General features: G+C 43.1%; 14 protein-coding genes. 7 read left to right on the top strand and 7 right to left on the bottom strand.

Going from position 1 to position 15,264, the window contains the following annotated elements; translation table 11 throughout:
• From FTT78_RS07410 to FTT78_RS07385, 6 genes are all read left to right on the top strand, one after another.
• Nucleotides 1-257 (top strand): zinc ribbon domain-containing protein (locus FTT78_RS07410; RefSeq protein WP_180043925.1); only part of this gene is annotated, 257 nt, incomplete at its 5' end.
• A 272-nt stretch (nucleotides 258-529) separates the two neighbouring features.
• Complete coding sequence (gene cysM / locus FTT78_RS07405) at nucleotides 530-1,462, top strand: cysteine synthase CysM (RefSeq protein WP_180043927.1); 933 nt, start codon at nucleotides 530-532, stop codon at nucleotides 1,460-1,462.
• Between the two features lie 35 nt (nucleotides 1,463-1,497).
• On the top strand, nucleotides 1,498-2,373 hold the full coding sequence (locus FTT78_RS07400; RefSeq protein ID WP_004974933.1) for a 3'-5' exonuclease: 876 nt from the start codon (nucleotides 1,498-1,500) through the stop codon (nucleotides 2,371-2,373).
• Between the two features lie 6 nt (nucleotides 2,374-2,379).
• Nucleotides 2,380-3,771 (top strand): 23S rRNA (uracil(1939)-C(5))-methyltransferase RlmD, encoded by a 1,392-nt coding sequence (gene rlmD / locus FTT78_RS07395; protein WP_131261992.1) that lies wholly within the window; start codon nucleotides 2,380-2,382, stop codon nucleotides 3,769-3,771.
• Between the two features lie 29 nt (nucleotides 3,772-3,800).
• Complete coding sequence (locus FTT78_RS07390; RefSeq protein ID WP_004974935.1) at nucleotides 3,801-6,107, top strand: bifunctional (p)ppGpp synthetase/guanosine-3',5'-bis(diphosphate) 3'-pyrophosphohydrolase; 2,307 nt, start codon at nucleotides 3,801-3,803, stop codon at nucleotides 6,105-6,107.
• 75 nt (nucleotides 6,108-6,182) lie between these two features.
• Entirely contained in the window at nucleotides 6,183-6,836 is a 654-nt protein-coding gene (locus FTT78_RS07385) for a 4'-phosphopantetheinyl transferase superfamily protein (RefSeq protein ID WP_104852526.1), read from the top strand.
• A 90-nt stretch (nucleotides 6,837-6,926) separates the two neighbouring features.
• Here FTT78_RS07385 and secF read toward each other — a convergent pair whose 3' ends face one another.
• From secF to FTT78_RS07360, 5 genes are all read right to left on the bottom strand, one after another.
• Nucleotides 6,927-7,904 carry a protein translocase subunit SecF gene (gene secF, locus FTT78_RS07380; RefSeq protein WP_179990724.1) on the bottom strand — a complete coding sequence of 326 codons (978 nt, stop codon included), beginning with the start codon at nucleotides 7,902-7,904 and terminating at the stop codon, nucleotides 6,927-6,929.
• Nucleotides 7,905-7,912: 8 nt separating this feature from the next.
• Complete coding sequence (gene secD / locus FTT78_RS07375; protein ID WP_180043929.1) at nucleotides 7,913-9,808, bottom strand: protein translocase subunit SecD; 1,896 nt, start codon at nucleotides 9,806-9,808, stop codon at nucleotides 7,913-7,915.
• Nucleotides 9,809-9,860: 52 nt separating this feature from the next.
• Nucleotides 9,861-10,190 (bottom strand): preprotein translocase subunit YajC, encoded by a 330-nt coding sequence (yajC, locus tag FTT78_RS07370; protein WP_070152813.1) that lies wholly within the window; start codon nucleotides 10,188-10,190, stop codon nucleotides 9,861-9,863.
• A gap of 103 nt (nucleotides 10,191-10,293) precedes the next feature.
• Nucleotides 10,294-11,424, bottom strand: coding sequence for a tRNA guanosine(34) transglycosylase Tgt (gene tgt / locus FTT78_RS07365; protein ID WP_168541466.1), 1,131 nt, complete (start codon nucleotides 11,422-11,424; stop codon nucleotides 10,294-10,296).
• Nucleotides 11,425-11,574: 150 nt separating this feature from the next.
• A complete protein-coding gene (locus FTT78_RS07360; protein WP_180043931.1) occupies nucleotides 11,575-12,405 on the bottom strand; it encodes a DUF4303 domain-containing protein in 831 nt (276 codons plus the stop codon).
• A gap of 183 nt (nucleotides 12,406-12,588) precedes the next feature.
• Between FTT78_RS07360 and FTT78_RS07355 the strand changes: the two genes are divergently transcribed.
• Nucleotides 12,589-13,539, top strand: coding sequence for a sensor domain-containing diguanylate cyclase (locus FTT78_RS07355; RefSeq protein WP_180043933.1), 951 nt, complete (start codon nucleotides 12,589-12,591; stop codon nucleotides 13,537-13,539).
• Nucleotides 13,540-13,631: 92 nt separating this feature from the next.
• Here FTT78_RS07355 and FTT78_RS07350 read toward each other — a convergent pair whose 3' ends face one another.
• A complete protein-coding gene (locus FTT78_RS07350) occupies nucleotides 13,632-14,198 on the bottom strand; it encodes a LemA family protein (protein WP_154320335.1) in 567 nt (188 codons plus the stop codon).
• A 22-nt stretch (nucleotides 14,199-14,220) separates the two neighbouring features.
• Complete coding sequence (locus tag FTT78_RS07345) at nucleotides 14,221-15,249, bottom strand: hypothetical protein (RefSeq protein ID WP_179988694.1); 1,029 nt, start codon at nucleotides 15,247-15,249, stop codon at nucleotides 14,221-14,223.
• Nucleotides 15,250-15,264 lie beyond the last annotated feature (15 nt).

Raw genomic sequence — 15,264 nt, 5'->3', positions numbered from 1 at the left:
CACTAAAAACAATGCTCAAGTATAAATGCGAGAACGCAGGCGTATTGTTTGAAGAAGTCCAAGAAGCCTATACCACCCAAATCTGTTCGTGCTGCGGTGAGATCACCTCAAGTAGTCCCAAAGGTAGGACAGATCTTGGAATAAGAGAATGGGAGTACATGAGCTGTGGTACAGTTCATGATCGAGATATAAACTCAGCTCTAAACATTCTTGCGCTTGGGCATAAGCGTCTAGCTGTAGGAATCACCCTCTTTTAAGGGGGGGAGGATGTCAATTCTCCTGACTGTGTTTTCATCTGTTTGGTGCGAGTGGTTCAGCTGCATCTCGCAATCAATCGGTGTGCATTTTTTTGCATCCATCCCGCAAAAGACAATCTGAAATTGTGTTCATCTTGCCTAGAATTGTGTAGGCAGTGAGTGATGCATAAATTGTCGGCAGAGTATTGCTGTTTTGATAAAAAGCCTGTGAAAAACGTGCAGGAAGGTGCAAATTTTCATACAATAAGCCCACCTTGATATTGGTGCAGACCATGCTTGATACCCAATCAGATTTCCAAAGTGATGAATTTTTGTTAGATCATTATGTGGGCAAAACCCCATTGGTGCGTTTGCAGCGTTTGGCAAGTCATACGCAGGCAACGGTTTTGGCAAAACTGGAAGGCAATAACCCTGCGGGTTCTGTTAAAGATCGTCCTGCCTACAACATGATTATGCAGGCAGAAAAACGCGGTGAAATTCAACCGGGCGATACTTTAATTGAGGCAACCAGTGGCAATACCGGCATTGCTTTGGCGATGGTTGCAGCTATGCGTGGCTATAAAATGCAGCTGATCATGCCTGACAATATGAGCCAAGAACGTAAAGATGCCATGCGTGCCTATGGTGCAGAATTGATTGAAGTGACTAAAGCACAAGGCATGGAAGGCGCGCGCGATTTGGCTTTGCAAATGCAACGCGAAGGCAAAGGCTTGGTGCTGAACCAATTTGGTAACCCAGATAATGTTGAAGCACATTACCTGACCACAGGGCCTGAAATTTGGCAGCAAACGGGCTGTAAAATTACCCACTTTGTCAGCTCTATGGGCACAACAGGCACCATTATGGGGGTGTCTAAATACTTAAAAGAACAAAATCCAGAGATTCAAATTATTGGTTTACAACCTTCAGATGGTTCAAGTATTGCAGGGATTCGCCGTTGGCCTGAAGCATATTTACCAACCATTTTTGACCGTAGTCGTGTTGATCGTATTATTGATATTCCGCAAATTGAAGCGGAAAAAACCATGCGTAAACTGGCGCAAAAAGAAGGCATCAGCGCAGGCACATCATCGGGCGGTGCGGTATGGGCAGCTTTAAAAATTGCCGAAGAAAATCCAGATGCAGTGATTGTTTGTATTGTTTGTGACCGTGGTGATCGTTATTTATCGACAGGTTTGTTCTCTGTTCAAGATACTGAATTGTGATATTCATTTTTCTATCATCCATTGAGTAAGATTTTATGCGTTTACCTGTGCTGATTTTCGATATAGAAACCGTTACCGATTTGAAGTCAGGCGCGCATTTATATCAACTCGATTTACCCGAAGCAGAGCTTGAACAAGCATTAATGAAGTTGCGTCGCCAAGAGGCAGGAACCGATTTTCAGCGTTTGCCTTTGCATGAAATTGTGTGTATTTCAGGCTTGTGGATTGATGAACACGGCATGAAGCTGTTTTCCTTTAGCCGTGAACATGACAGCGAAGCGACAATGCTGAAAAAGTTTTTGTCTATTTTTGATAAGCGTCATCCGACTTTGGTCAGTTGGAACGGTTCGCAGTTTGACTTGCCAGTGATTTTATTCCGCGCCATGTATCACGGGCTGTCTGCACCAAGTTTATTTGATCAGGGCGAGATTGATCAGCAAAAGCGCTATAACAATTATCAAAACCGTTACCATCAGCGTCATGTCGATTTAATGGATGTGATGGCAATGTTTAATGGTCGTCATTTTCAAAAGTTGGATGACATTGCGTATTTGCTAGGTTTTCCGGGTAAACGTGTAGATGCGGGCTATCATGTTCCTGCATTTATGCAAAGCGGCGAATGGTCAAGGCTGACGCGTTATTGTGAAGGCGATGTCTTAAATACTTGGTTGATTTATTTGCGTTGGCTGCTGCTCAAAGGGCAATTGCTGCTTGAAGAGCATACTTTATGGGTACAGCATACCATTCAATATTTGCATACTCAGCCGCAGCATGCAGACTTTTTAAGCGTGTGGCAGCACAGTTCGCAGCAAACTGAATTTACCCGTACAGATTTTCCTGAACAAAGTGTCACCACGCCTTCAAATGAATCCGTGATGCCTTTTCAATCTTCCCCATCTTCCGATATTTAGACTGATATGAAACATCGCAGTAAAAACCGTACCACGCAGCAGGCTGAATATTGCTTTCAGGTGGAATCGTTGTCACATGAAGGGCGCGGGATTGCACACTACACAGCTCAGTCGGGTCATCCAGCCGAGAAGCAGGGGAAAACAGTTTTTATAGAGGGCGCATTGCCTGGTGAAACAGTACGCGCCAAAATTACGCATAGTAACAAACGCTTAGAAGAAGCCGAGTGTCTAGAAGTGCTGGGTGAGCCTTCGACATTACGGGTTACGCCACAATGTCCACATTATCAGAGTTGCGGTGGTTGTAGCATGCAGCATATTCAGTTGGATGAGCAGATTCATCTCAAACAACAGGTGTTGCAGTCGCATCTGCAACATTTTGCGCAAATTCAGCCTGAAGAATGGTTAGCGCCTTTGCGTTCACAGCGTGAAGATTATCGCCGTAAAGCCCGTGTTGGGGTGCGTTATATTGCCAGTCAAGACAAATTGGTGGTCGGTTTTCGTGAGCGTAATAGCAATAAATTGACCTCAATTGACCGCTGTATGGTGTTGGATCAGGCATTTGGTTCGTTAACACGAATCAAGCAGCTACTCCAAAGTCTAACAGGCAAGGCCCATATTGGTCATATAGAATTGGCGATGGGAGATCAAGAGATTGCTTTGGTGGTGCGGCATACAGAACAACTATCTGCAGCCGATATCAACCAGTTACAGCAGTTTGCGTTACAGAAACACTGGCAATTGTATTTGCAGCCTGAAGGTCCAGACAGTTTGCATCGGGTTGATGATCCGCATGCAGCAATGCGTTTGCATTATCGTTTAGATGATTTTGATGTGAGTTTTGGCTTTCATCCCCAAGACTTTACCCAAGTCAATTCTACAATTAATCCACAAATGGTTAAGCTGGCATGTGATTTGCTTAACTTAAAATCAGGTGATCGGGTGCTTGATCTGTTTTGTGGATTAGGCAACTTTTCATTGCCGCTTGCACGTTGTGTAGGTGCAACAGGAAAGGTGGTTGCTGTAGAGGGTTCAGAGCAAATGGTGCAGCGTGGTGCAGAGAATGCACAACGTAATGATTTAGACAATGTTAAGTTTTATTCACAAGATTTAACAAAAGATTTTTCGCATCATTCTTGGGCAAATCAAGGATTTGAGGCATTATTAATTGACCCTCCGCGTTCAGGCGCAGAGGAAGTGATGTATTATGTGCCCAAATTTGGCGCAGATAGAATCGTTTATGTGTCTTGTAATCCAGCCACACTCGCAAGGGATGCAGGTGTATTGGTCAAGCAGGGCTATCAATTGAAAAAAGCAGGCGTGATGGATATGTTTCCGCATACGGGGCATGTCGAATCCATTGCCTTGTTTGAGAAAGAAAAGCAAATAAACGATTTATAATATGAAGTACATAGAGGTAGGAGAAGGGTATGGTCACAGTACGTGAACAACTTCCTGGACGTTTAAATGAACTGTCTGAGGAAACGACTGTAGAACATGCCGAGCAAGCCCGACAGGATTTAGCAGAATGGCTAGACCGAGTACGCGGGATTTACGATGGGGCGGCACTTGAACAATTAGAACGCGTTGCCAATTACACCCTGAAAAAAGAGCTGGAAACAGACGTCAGTCATCCATCGCATACCTTATATACAGGTATTGAGATGGCGAATATTTTAGCGCACTTGCATGTCGATGAAGACACTTTGTCTGCAGCCATGCTCTATCGTAGCGTGCGTGAAAATGTCATGCAGTTAGATGAAGTGCGTGAAGAATTTGGTGAAGCAGTTTATGGCTTGATCAAAGGCACCTTGTCGATGGGTAAGTTGTCTGAACTGATTGAGAAAAATAAGCGTTTAGAAGACCATTTTAATAATAACCAGCGTGAACATTTAACAGGCATTTATAAAATGCTGATTTCCATGACGGAAGATGTGCGCGTGGTGCTAATTAAACTGGCAGAACGTACCTATTCATTACGTGAGTTGGCAACCGCTTCCAAAGAACGTCAGGAGCGTGTGGCGCGAGAAATTTTAACCATTTACTCGCCATTGGCACACCGTTTAGGCATTGCCCAACTGAAATGGGAACTCGAAGATTTAGCCTTCCGTTATTTGGCGCCAGACCGTTATAAAGAAATTGCGACGTTACTGAATGAAAAGCGTTTGGAGCGTGAAAACTACATTCAAAACGTAATTGAGCAATTGCGTACAGAGCTGGGCAATAATGGTATTCATGCCGAAATTAGCGGGCGGGTGAAACACATTTATTCGATTTATCGAAAAATGAAGAGTAAAAACCTCAGCTTCGATCAGCTCTATGACATTCGTGCTGTACGTGTTTTGGTGAAAACCATTCCAGAGTGTTACCACTCTTTGGGCATCGTACATCAATTGTGGCGGCATATTCCGCACCAGTTTGATGATTACATTACCAATCCAAAAGCCAATGGTTATCGCTCATTGCATACTGCCGTAATTGCAGAAAACAAGTCGCTTGAAGTGCAAATTCGTACCCTAGATATGCACGAAGAAGCCGAGCTTGGGGTATGTTCACACTTTAATTATAAAGAAGGTTCTAAAGCCACAGACCATTCGTTTAATCATCGTTTACATTCTTTGCGTTCTGTTTTGGAGCATTATCAGGAACGTAACGATGCCAGCGCACATAAAGAAGATGATGATTCTGAAAATTTTGAACAAATCCAAGAGTTTGAAGATTTTGAGAAAATTTATGTGTTCAGCCGTGATGGTGATATTAAAGAATTGCCACGTGGCTCAACGGTGCTGGACTTTGCTTATCATGTGCATACCGAAGTCGGCAATAAATGCTATGCCGCACGGGTCAATCAGCGCTATGTGCCGCTCACCTATACTTTAAAAACAGGCGAGCAGGTCGAGATTTTGACCAAAAAAGACCGTGAACCGAACCGTGATTGGTTGGTGAATTCTTTAGGTTATATTAAGACAGCACGTGCGCGCGATAAGCTGCGTCATTGGTTTAGACAGCAAGACCGCAGTAAAAATCTGGAAGTTGGGCGTGAAGTGCTCAATAAAGAATTGTCACGTTTGGCGATTCATCCAAAAAGTATTGATTTAAATGATTATTGCAATCACTTTAACGTCAAAACAGGTGAAGACATTCTGATTGGTTTGGTGAATGGTGATATTAGCCTGCATGCCTTAATTAATCAGGTCAATCGTCACATGCACTTAGATCAGGATGAACCTGAACTGGTGTTGAAGCCAACCTTGAACCCACGTGCCAGCCATACCTTATCGGCACATGGCATTTTGATTGATGGTTTGGATAACGTTGAACTGCATATCGCACAATGCTGTCAGCCTGTGCATGGTGAAGCGATTGCGGGGTATATTACCCTGAACCGTGGTGTGAGTATTCACAAAGTGGCGTGTTCGGACTATGTGCGTATGATTGGCAACGAACCTGAACGTGCGGTAGAAGCCGATTGGGAAATGCAGCCAACCCGTGGTCAAAGCGTGCAAATTGTGGTGGAAGCCTATGACCGCCGTGGTTTGCTCAAAGACTTAACCCAAGTGATTTTTGCCGATCAAATTAACATTCGTCAGGTGAATACTATTTCTGAAAGTGATGGTATCGCCAATATGAAATTGTTAATTGAGGTTAAAGGCTTGGCGCAACTTTCTCGTTTGTTGGCACGTTTAGAGCAGCAACCAGGGATTATCAGCGCACGTCGTTTGGTGCAAGGCAGCTAAGCGAGCACGCTTTAAAAAACCAGCATGTTTGCTGGTTTTTTTCTATCGTATTTCAGCCAAAATGGAGAAGGGCGGATGAATAAAACACCTAAAAAAATTTGTGTGAATGTTAGCCGCATTCAGCAGATTTTTAGTCCCGATCCAAGTGCTGTACGCAGTGAACAGATTCAACAGCAAAAACAGGCTATTTATCGGCATCGGAATCAATTGCTTTCTGGATACTTAGAACACGATATTCAAAACAGCGATATTGAGCGTAACCCACATGGCAAGCCATTTTTGACAGCATTCCCTCAATTGCAGTTTAACCATAGTCATAGCCGTCAGCATTATGCTTTGGTAAGCAGTTTTGAATTGCTCGATGTTGGCGTAGATGTCGAGGACTTAGACCGTAAGGTGCGTTTCGATGCCTTGGCACAACATGCGTTTCATCCCAATGAACTCCAATACTGGCAAGATTTGGAACACGACGCTGATTATTGGTTTCGTGTCTGGACAACTAAAGAAGCAGTGCTGAAAGCATCAGGTTTAGGGATTCGTTTAAGCCTGAATGAGTTGGATACTCGTATGCATCCCAATGCACAGGGCGGCATTTGTCATCATCCACAGATTGGGCATTTTGCCTATCAAAACTTTCGTTTATCAGATTGTATGTTGACCGTAGCATGGCGAGCAGCACCATCTTGCGCAGGCTTTCAATTTCCACAGATTCATATTATTCAGCATTAACATCGCAACGTCAGCGCAAATACCGCAATGCTAAGGCGCAAAAAAGCCTATCCGAAGATAGGCTTGAATGTTGGTGTTAGCAGAAATGCATTATGGAATTTCTTGCTCTTCATCTTCAAATTCAGGTTTGACTTGAACAATGAAGTCCTGACGGTTCAAACCGCGCCATAAGGCAAAGGCTGTACCAATGTAAATAGATGAATATGTTCCGACAAAGACACCCACAAACATCGCAATCGAGAACCATTTCAGACCATCACCACCCATGAGCATCATCGCGACTACAACCAATAATAGGGTCATAGAGGTGTGAATGGTACGACGTAAAGTTTCTGTCAGCGCAATGTTTACCACTTCAAGTGGTGTTGCACCACGGATTTTACGGAAGTTTTCACGAATACGGTCAGATACAACAATGTTATCGTTGAGTGAGAAGCCAATAATCGCCAATAACGCTGCCAATACAGTCAGGTCAAATGGCCATTGCATCATGGCAAAAATACCCAGTGTCACCACAATATCGTGGAACAATGACAGTACCGCACCCATTGCCAGTTTGAATTCAAAGCGAATGGTGACGTATACCAACATCAATAACAGCGCTAAAGCTACAGCGCCCGCAGAACGTACGTACAGCTCATTACCGACTTGACCACCAACCACATCTACCTTTGGCACAGTTGCCGTGTTATTTGGTAGTTGTACCGCAGCAGTAATTGCTTTGGTTAAGTCTTCTGCTTCAACATCTTCTTGCACAGGCATACGTACCATTAGGTCGCGGTCTGAACCAAGCGTTTGTACCACAGGGTCGTTAAAGCCTGCTTTGACCAATGCGTTAGAAACATCGGTGGCTTTTACTGGATTGCTATAGTTGAGTTCTGCCGCAATACCCCCAGTAAAGTCCAAACCTAAGTTTAAACCTTTGGTGGCAATGAAGAAGATACTGGCAACCGTTAATAGAATAGAAAGCAATGCCGCAGGCAAAGCAATCTTCATAAACGGAATCACGCGCTCATCATCAGGGCGGCCATATTTTTTTGAAGGCAGTTGAGTATTCTCAGTCATCAGTGATCTCCTTAAATGCTCAACTTTTTCAAGTTACGTTTTTTGCCGTAGATGATTTGTACAATTGCACGGGTCACTGTAATTGCAGTAAACATCGAGCAGACAATACCAATCATGAGCGTCACAGCAAAGCCTTTGATTGGACCTGTACCAATCGCAAACAGAATGAATGCCACCAAGAATGTGGTTAAGTTCGAGTCGAAAATAGTGTTATACGCTCGGTCATAACCCGCCACAATGGCTTGTTTGGGCGAGGCCCCCCACTTAATTTCTTCTCGTATTCGCTCACAAATCAAGACGTTGGCATCTACCGCCATACCAATGGTAATTACGATACCCGCAATACCCGGCAAGGTGAGTGATGCACCAATCCAAGACATGACGGTTAAAATCATGGCTAAGTTAAACACTAAAGCGAAGTTGGCAATCAGACCAAACAGACGGAAGAACACCACCATCCAGATTGCAACCAAAATGAAGCCAATCTGAGTCGACAATACGCCTTTATCAATGTTTTCTTGACCCAAGCTTGGACCAATCACACGTTCTTCGACAAAGTACATTGGCGCTGCCAAGGCACCTGCACGAAGCATTAAGGCCAATTCAGAGGCTTCTTGTGGGGAATCTAGACCTGTAATACGGAACTGCGAACCCAATACCGCCTGAATGGTTGCAGCATTAATGACGACAGATTCGGTATATGGGGTGCGTACTTCAGTTTGTGTGCCAGTTTCATCGGTCACATAGCTAATACGTTGTTTGTTTTCAATAAACAATACCGCCATACGTTTACCCACAGCGTTACGTGTCGCATCTGCCATGAGTTTACCGCCCGCAGCATCAAGGGTAATGTTAACTTCTGCACCGCCTGTATCTTGGCTAAAACCACTCGACGCATTTTGAACACGCTCACCCGTTAAAATACGGCTGCGGTTCAATAATAATTGGCGACCACTGTCCAAAGATTCAAAGGCAAACGCTTCTGTGCCAGGTGGCACTGTACCTGTGGTTTGACCTGTATATGGGTCAATGTATTGATCATTCAGATCAGACACCAAGCGGAATTCGAGGTTTGCAGTACGACCAAGGACACGTTTTGCCTCGGCAGTATCTTGAACACCTGGCAATTCCACCACAATACGGTTGCTGCCTTGAGTTTGCACCAAGGCTTCGGCTACACCTAGTTCGTTAATACGGTTACGCAGTGTGGTCAAGTTTTGATTGACTGCATAAGACTGAATTTCCTGTTTGCGTACATCGGTATACGTTAGGCGTAAGCTCGAACCTTCTGCTGTCGCTACCGCTTGTTGAGTGTACTCATTGCCGTTACGGCGCAAGAAATCCATTACCGCATCACGGTCTGCATTGTTGGCAAACTGCAAGCTAATGGTGTTGTTGTTCAGTGACAGACTATTGAACTTCAGCTTGTTGTCACGTAACTGACGACGTAAATCTGTAGCTGAGGTTTCCATACGCTGGCTGATGGCCTTGTCCATATCCACTTCTAACAGGAAGTGAACACCGCCACGTAAGTCCAGACCTAACTTCATTGGTTTTGCACCAATTTTTTGTAGCCATTCTGGGGTGGTGGGTGCAAGGTTAAGTGCCACAACGTAGTCATCGCCCAAACCACGGCGCAAAGCTTCTTTGGCTTTGAGCTGTGCTTCTGAGGTGTCTAAACGCAACAATGCAGCATTGTTGGTAAAGCTGTTGTCATGACTGGCAATATTTTCTGATTGTAAAATTTGCTCTGCTTTTTGTACGATGCTTTGATCAATTTGGGTACCAGCTTTGGCACCTGAAATTTGAACAGCAGGTTCATCTGGATACAAGCTAGGCAGGGCATATAATGTACTCACCACAAGAACTACGAGGATGAGTAGATATTTCCATGCTGGGTAACGCATTTATTTTCTTCTTAAAATGAAAAAGTCGTGCGTGAGCACGACCCTTTTTTGATTAAAGATTGTTTAATGTGCCTTCAGGAAGAACTGAAATGACACTCGCGCGTTGAACTTTAACTTCTACACCACGGCTTAATTCAACTACTGCAAAATCACCTTCAATTTTCGTGATTTTACCCATCAAACCGCCTGCAAACACCACTTCACTACCAACGCCCAAGCTTTCAATCAGTGCACGGTGTTCTTTGGCACGTTTTGATTGTGGACGCCAAATCAAGAAGTAAAAGATTGCAATAAAAACAGCAATCATTAAAAGGTTGGCTACAAGGCTTGGTTGTTGTGCAGCTTCACCTGCTGCGTGAGCAGTCGAAATAAAAAGGCTCATTTCATTTTCCTAAACTAAAAACTGGCGATCAGTGATCTGATAATAAATTGGGTTTGTTCTGCAATTTACCTTGTCTTTTTACTCAGCGCAAATACTGAAAAGACTAATCTTCAGGACAAGGTGGAACTTCTAGACCACGGCGGGTATAAAAGTCCTGTACAAAATCATCAAAAGTACCGTTATCCAAGGCATTACGGATGTCTTGGGTGAAACGTTGGTAATAACGTAAATTGTGGATGGTACCCAACATAGAGCCGAGCATTTCGCCACATTTTTCTAAATGGAACAAATAGGCACGGGTAAAGTTTTTACAGGTATAACAATCGCAATGTGGATCGAGCGGGCTTTGATCATGGCGATATTTGCTATTGCGAATACGTACCAAGCCATCGGTCACAAAGTAATGTCCATTACGTGCATTACGGGTTGGCATCACACAGTCGAACATATCTACACCACGACGAATGGCTTCAACAATATCTTCTGGTTTGCCCACGCCCATCAAATAACGTGGTTTATCTTCTGGCATTTTCGCTGGCAAATAATCCAGCACTTTGATCATTTCTTCTTTCGGTTCACCTACCGAAAGACCACCAATGGCATAACCATCAAAACCGATATCAAGCAAGCCATTTAGAGATTCATCACGTAAATCTTCATACATGCCGCCCTGAATAATACCGAACAGGGCATTGCTGTTGTTGAGTTCATCGTGGTGATGGGTTTTACAGCGTTTGGCCCAACGTAAAGACAATTGCAGTGATTTTTGTGCTTCTTCATGTGTTGCAGGGTAAGGCGTACATTCATCAAAAATCATGACGATGTCTGAATTCAAGGTTTTCTGAATTTCCATTGAAATTTCAGGGGATAAAAATACCTTTGAGCCATCAATGGGGGAACGGAAGGTTACGCCTTCTTCTTTAATTTTACGCATAGCGCCTAGGCTGAATACCTGAAAACCGCCTGAGTCAGTTAAAATAGGCTTATCCCATTTAATAAACTCGTGTAGACCGCCGTGTTCCTGAATCACTTCCAGTCCTGGACGTAAATATAAATGGAAGGTGTTACCTAAAATAATTTGCGCCTGAATTTCTTCAATATCACGTGGCAACATGCCTTTGACCGTACCATAGGTCCCTACAGGCATAAACACAGGGGTTTCTACAACACCATGTGCAAGGGTTAAGCGGCCACGACGGGCACGTCCCGACTGACCTAATTTTTCAAACTTCATATAAGTTCCAAATCAAGGCGAAAAAACAGTTCGCTGATTGTTAGCGCTAAAAGTGCACTATTTTCCTAGATTCTGCAGGGAATTGCCAGTTGAGATACGTTTTCATTGTTAAAAATTACGTGCAAAAAAATTCAGTCACTTTATTGGAGACTACGTGGCGTAAAATTGCTGAATCCGTTGGGTAATTTCTTCTTTATGCAAGGCAAACTCACCTTGTTCATGGCTGTCCATCGCTGCAACATGCTGAATCAGGCGCTGAACATACAGATTGCTGTCAATAAAACTTGGCTCTAGCGTGAGCAAGTAGGCTTCATGTGCAATGCTTAAATAATCATAAGGCTCAATTTCTAAAAGCTGTGCCAAATCGGTAAGTAAATCTTTATCGACCTGTTGCAGTTTGAGTTTGTTGTGCTGTGTATTGGTGGTTTGCACAGTATGCTGCACATGATGAGCAAGTAAAAATTCATCCAGTAATGCGCTGGGTGCATTTAGAAATTGTGCAGAATAAATTTCAAAATCATGCTGTTTTGGAATATGAATCAAAAATACAATCTGACTCAAATCTAGGCCATAAGCATTGGAGAGTGCTTGTTTGGCTTGTTGGAAAATATCCAATAACAGTTCTAGATGGTTGTATTGTGGGGTGTCGGGGCTATTGAGTAGGGGGTTGCCATATATATACCGCTGTTTGAAATAATCTGCAAAAATATTTTTAAATTGATGCAACCCCTGAGCACTATGCGTTTGGGTGCGATAACGCCATTTTTCCACGTTCCATTTGTCTGCTTCAGATAAGTACTCAGCAGAATCTTCCTGTTTACTAAACAGACTGCGTGTGCTTGAAACTGCCAGATAATCGATGCCTAGATATTCATTTAAAACTAATGCGCAGGCATAGAGTTGATCGGGTTCATACTGCTCATAGAGTTGAAAAAACTCTTGAATTAGGCTGTCTTTTAAATTTTGGAGATGATTTAGCATGGTGATATCGCGACTTTTTTTATTGTAGGAATGCTCATTTTTATTGAACAGTAGTTGTTTGTATTTTGTTCAGGTTTTGATTGTCTCAAAGCTGAAAAAAATGTCAAGAATGCTCAATAATTTGTAGTCAAAGTGCAGCTAAGTTGTTAAATTGCCCTTAGAGCCAATTCATAGAGGTGGGCTATGAGTGAATTAAACAGTGCACTAAAAGAAGACCAATTCTATAAAACACTTTTGGAAACCACGAATGCAATTCCGTGGCAGATTAACTGGAAAACCAAAGCTTTTAGCTATATTGGCCCACAAATTGAGTCTTTACTGGGTTGGACGCAAGACAGCTGGAAAACTGCACAAGATTGGATTGATCGGATGCATCCTGAAGATCGGGACAAGACCGTGAATATGTGTGTGAGTCTGTCCGATCAAGGCACAGACCACGAAGCGGATTATCGTGCCTTAACCGCTACAGGAGATTATGTCTGGATTCGTGATGTGGTGCATGTGATTCGTGAAAATAACGAAACTGTGGCGATTATTGGGTTTATGTTTGATATTTCTGCGCGTAAACAAATGGAGTTGGAACTCGAAGCGTTGAGTCGCAAAAATCTGGCTTTGAGCTTACAAGACCCGCTGACCTTGGTTGCCAATCGAAAGGCGCTCAGTGAGCGTATAGAAAACGAATTTAAACGTGCTGTGCGTCATCAACATGCATTGTCTCTCTTGTTTATCGACATCGACCATTTCAAGCCTTATAACGACAATTATGGACATTTACAGGGTGATCATTGTTTGATTAGTGTGGCGCAGTTGCTTAAACAACACTTTGCGCGTGCATCTGACTTTGTGGCTCGCTTTGGTGGTGAAGAGTTTGTGGTGCTATTGCCTGAAACACCATTGGCAGATGCTGTACAACTTGCTGAAAACTTTAGGCAGGCAGTATATGCGCTGGAAATTCCACATACCAAGACAGGGGAGATTACCCAAGTCACTGTGAGTATTGGCGTAAATAGCTATCATCAAAATCAGCAATATCACAATGTGGTCGACTTTCTGCATTCAGCCGATGAGTTGTTGTATCTAGCAAAAAACAAGGGACGCAATCAGGTGCAGTATTTGACACAGTCTTTTGTTTAGTTGAAATCTAAAAAAACAGCAAGCTTCGTGCTTGCTGTTTTTATTCATGCGTTGAAAAATAATTTTAAATGAGCGGTTTAGAATTAAATGGCTTAAAAGTTTGGACGATAATCAAAACTTTGTGCTGCACCGTTGTCCCGAAAGGCGCGCACAGGTTTTTTCGCTGTGGTTGCAGTGTTAATCATGTTGTTAGGAAAGACCTGAATATAGTTATTAAATAACTCGACATTGCGGTTATAAATAGTAATCGCAGCACCGACATTTTCGTTCTGCTCATCAATTTCATGCATCATTTTTAAATACAGTTGGTCGGCTTTGAGTTCAGGGTAATTTTCGACCACCACATTTAAGCTGCGCATCAATTCTTTGCTCAAGGCTTCAACACGTTGTAATTGGCTGACATCGGCATTGTTGATGTTTAGGTTCATAATATTTTGGCGCAGTTCAGTCACTTTTTCTAAAGTGCCTTTTTCCATACCTGCATATTGTTCGACCACTGGCGCAAGTTCTTCAAGCGTTTTTAACTTCTGTCGTTCAAAACTGGTCACATCTGCCCAAGCGCGGATGGTGGCGTTGTGGTGGCGTACGATGTTGTTACGAATCATGATGCCCAGCATCACCAAGACGATGACAACCAAAAGAAAAATTGCGATACCCATGTTTTGCCCCAAGACGATTTTCTTAGTCCAGAAAATCAATCAAATCTGTCTGTAATTGTTCTAAATAAGGTAATTTAAAAGTGCGTAAGTGTCCACGCAATGCGGAAATATCTTGAATATTTTTTGCTTTACTGGAAATTTCAAACAAGTTGCGATTACCTAAAAAACAGAGCGTGTTCCGCTCAGGGTGAAATAACAAATCACCTTGCTGATGCTGAAAAAAATCATCCAGTTTTAACACCATTGCAGGGCTGAGCGTACGCGCCAGTTGAATTGCATCACTGCCAAAAAAGTTGAGTTTTTGATTCAGGCGAATGTCACTGGTATGCCACGGCACATGATAAGGCGCACCAAAGGTTTTATTGTTTGAGGTAACGGCTAAACCTTGTAGCTGCACATCAAAGACAAATACGCCCGATAAATGCCGCACCACTTCACGCACTTTATAGTCATTGCCATTTTGATCTTTAATGCGGGTTTCACTGACATAGCGATATTCAAAGACCAAAACCTGATGTTGCTTGCCTTGTTGATCTTGCCAAACAGTACTGGCGTAACGGCGAATTTCATTGGACAGATTCCCTAAATTAAACAAGGGAAACAGACTTTTTAAATGAGCAATCAAATAAACGGGTTGTAGGGTTCGGGCAAGATGTTGCGGTGGTTGCTGCCATGCCAGTTGATAGCGCTGTGCAATGCTTTCTTGTTCTAAAAAAGTGATGACTTCTTCAATGGGGTCGTCTTGTTCATAGGTAATAAATGCCCAGAAGATACAGCCTAACCCAATCAGCAAGCAGAATTGCAGCCAAATATTACTCGGTTGAATCAAGAGCAATAAACAGAACAACACACCTATAATGCCAAGCAGGACAGGCAAAACATTTTCAAACTTGAGGGTGATGTCATCTTGCCAAGGGTGTAAGCCATCTAAAATATCTTGATGGCTTTGTGCTTTTTTTCCAATATCCCATAACCGCGCGATATTACGAAATACCCGTTGATTCTTCTTGCGTCGAATATGAATGGAGTGTTGCACGGAATCGAGCGGCATGGCGGTTTCTTTTAC

Source organism: Acinetobacter sp. YH01011 (genome assembly GCF_013420785.1).
Taxonomy (GTDB): domain Bacteria; phylum Pseudomonadota; class Gammaproteobacteria; order Pseudomonadales; family Moraxellaceae; genus Acinetobacter; species Acinetobacter towneri.
Note: the sequence above shows the minus strand (reverse complement) of the source record. Positions and strands in the feature narration are given on the sequence as shown.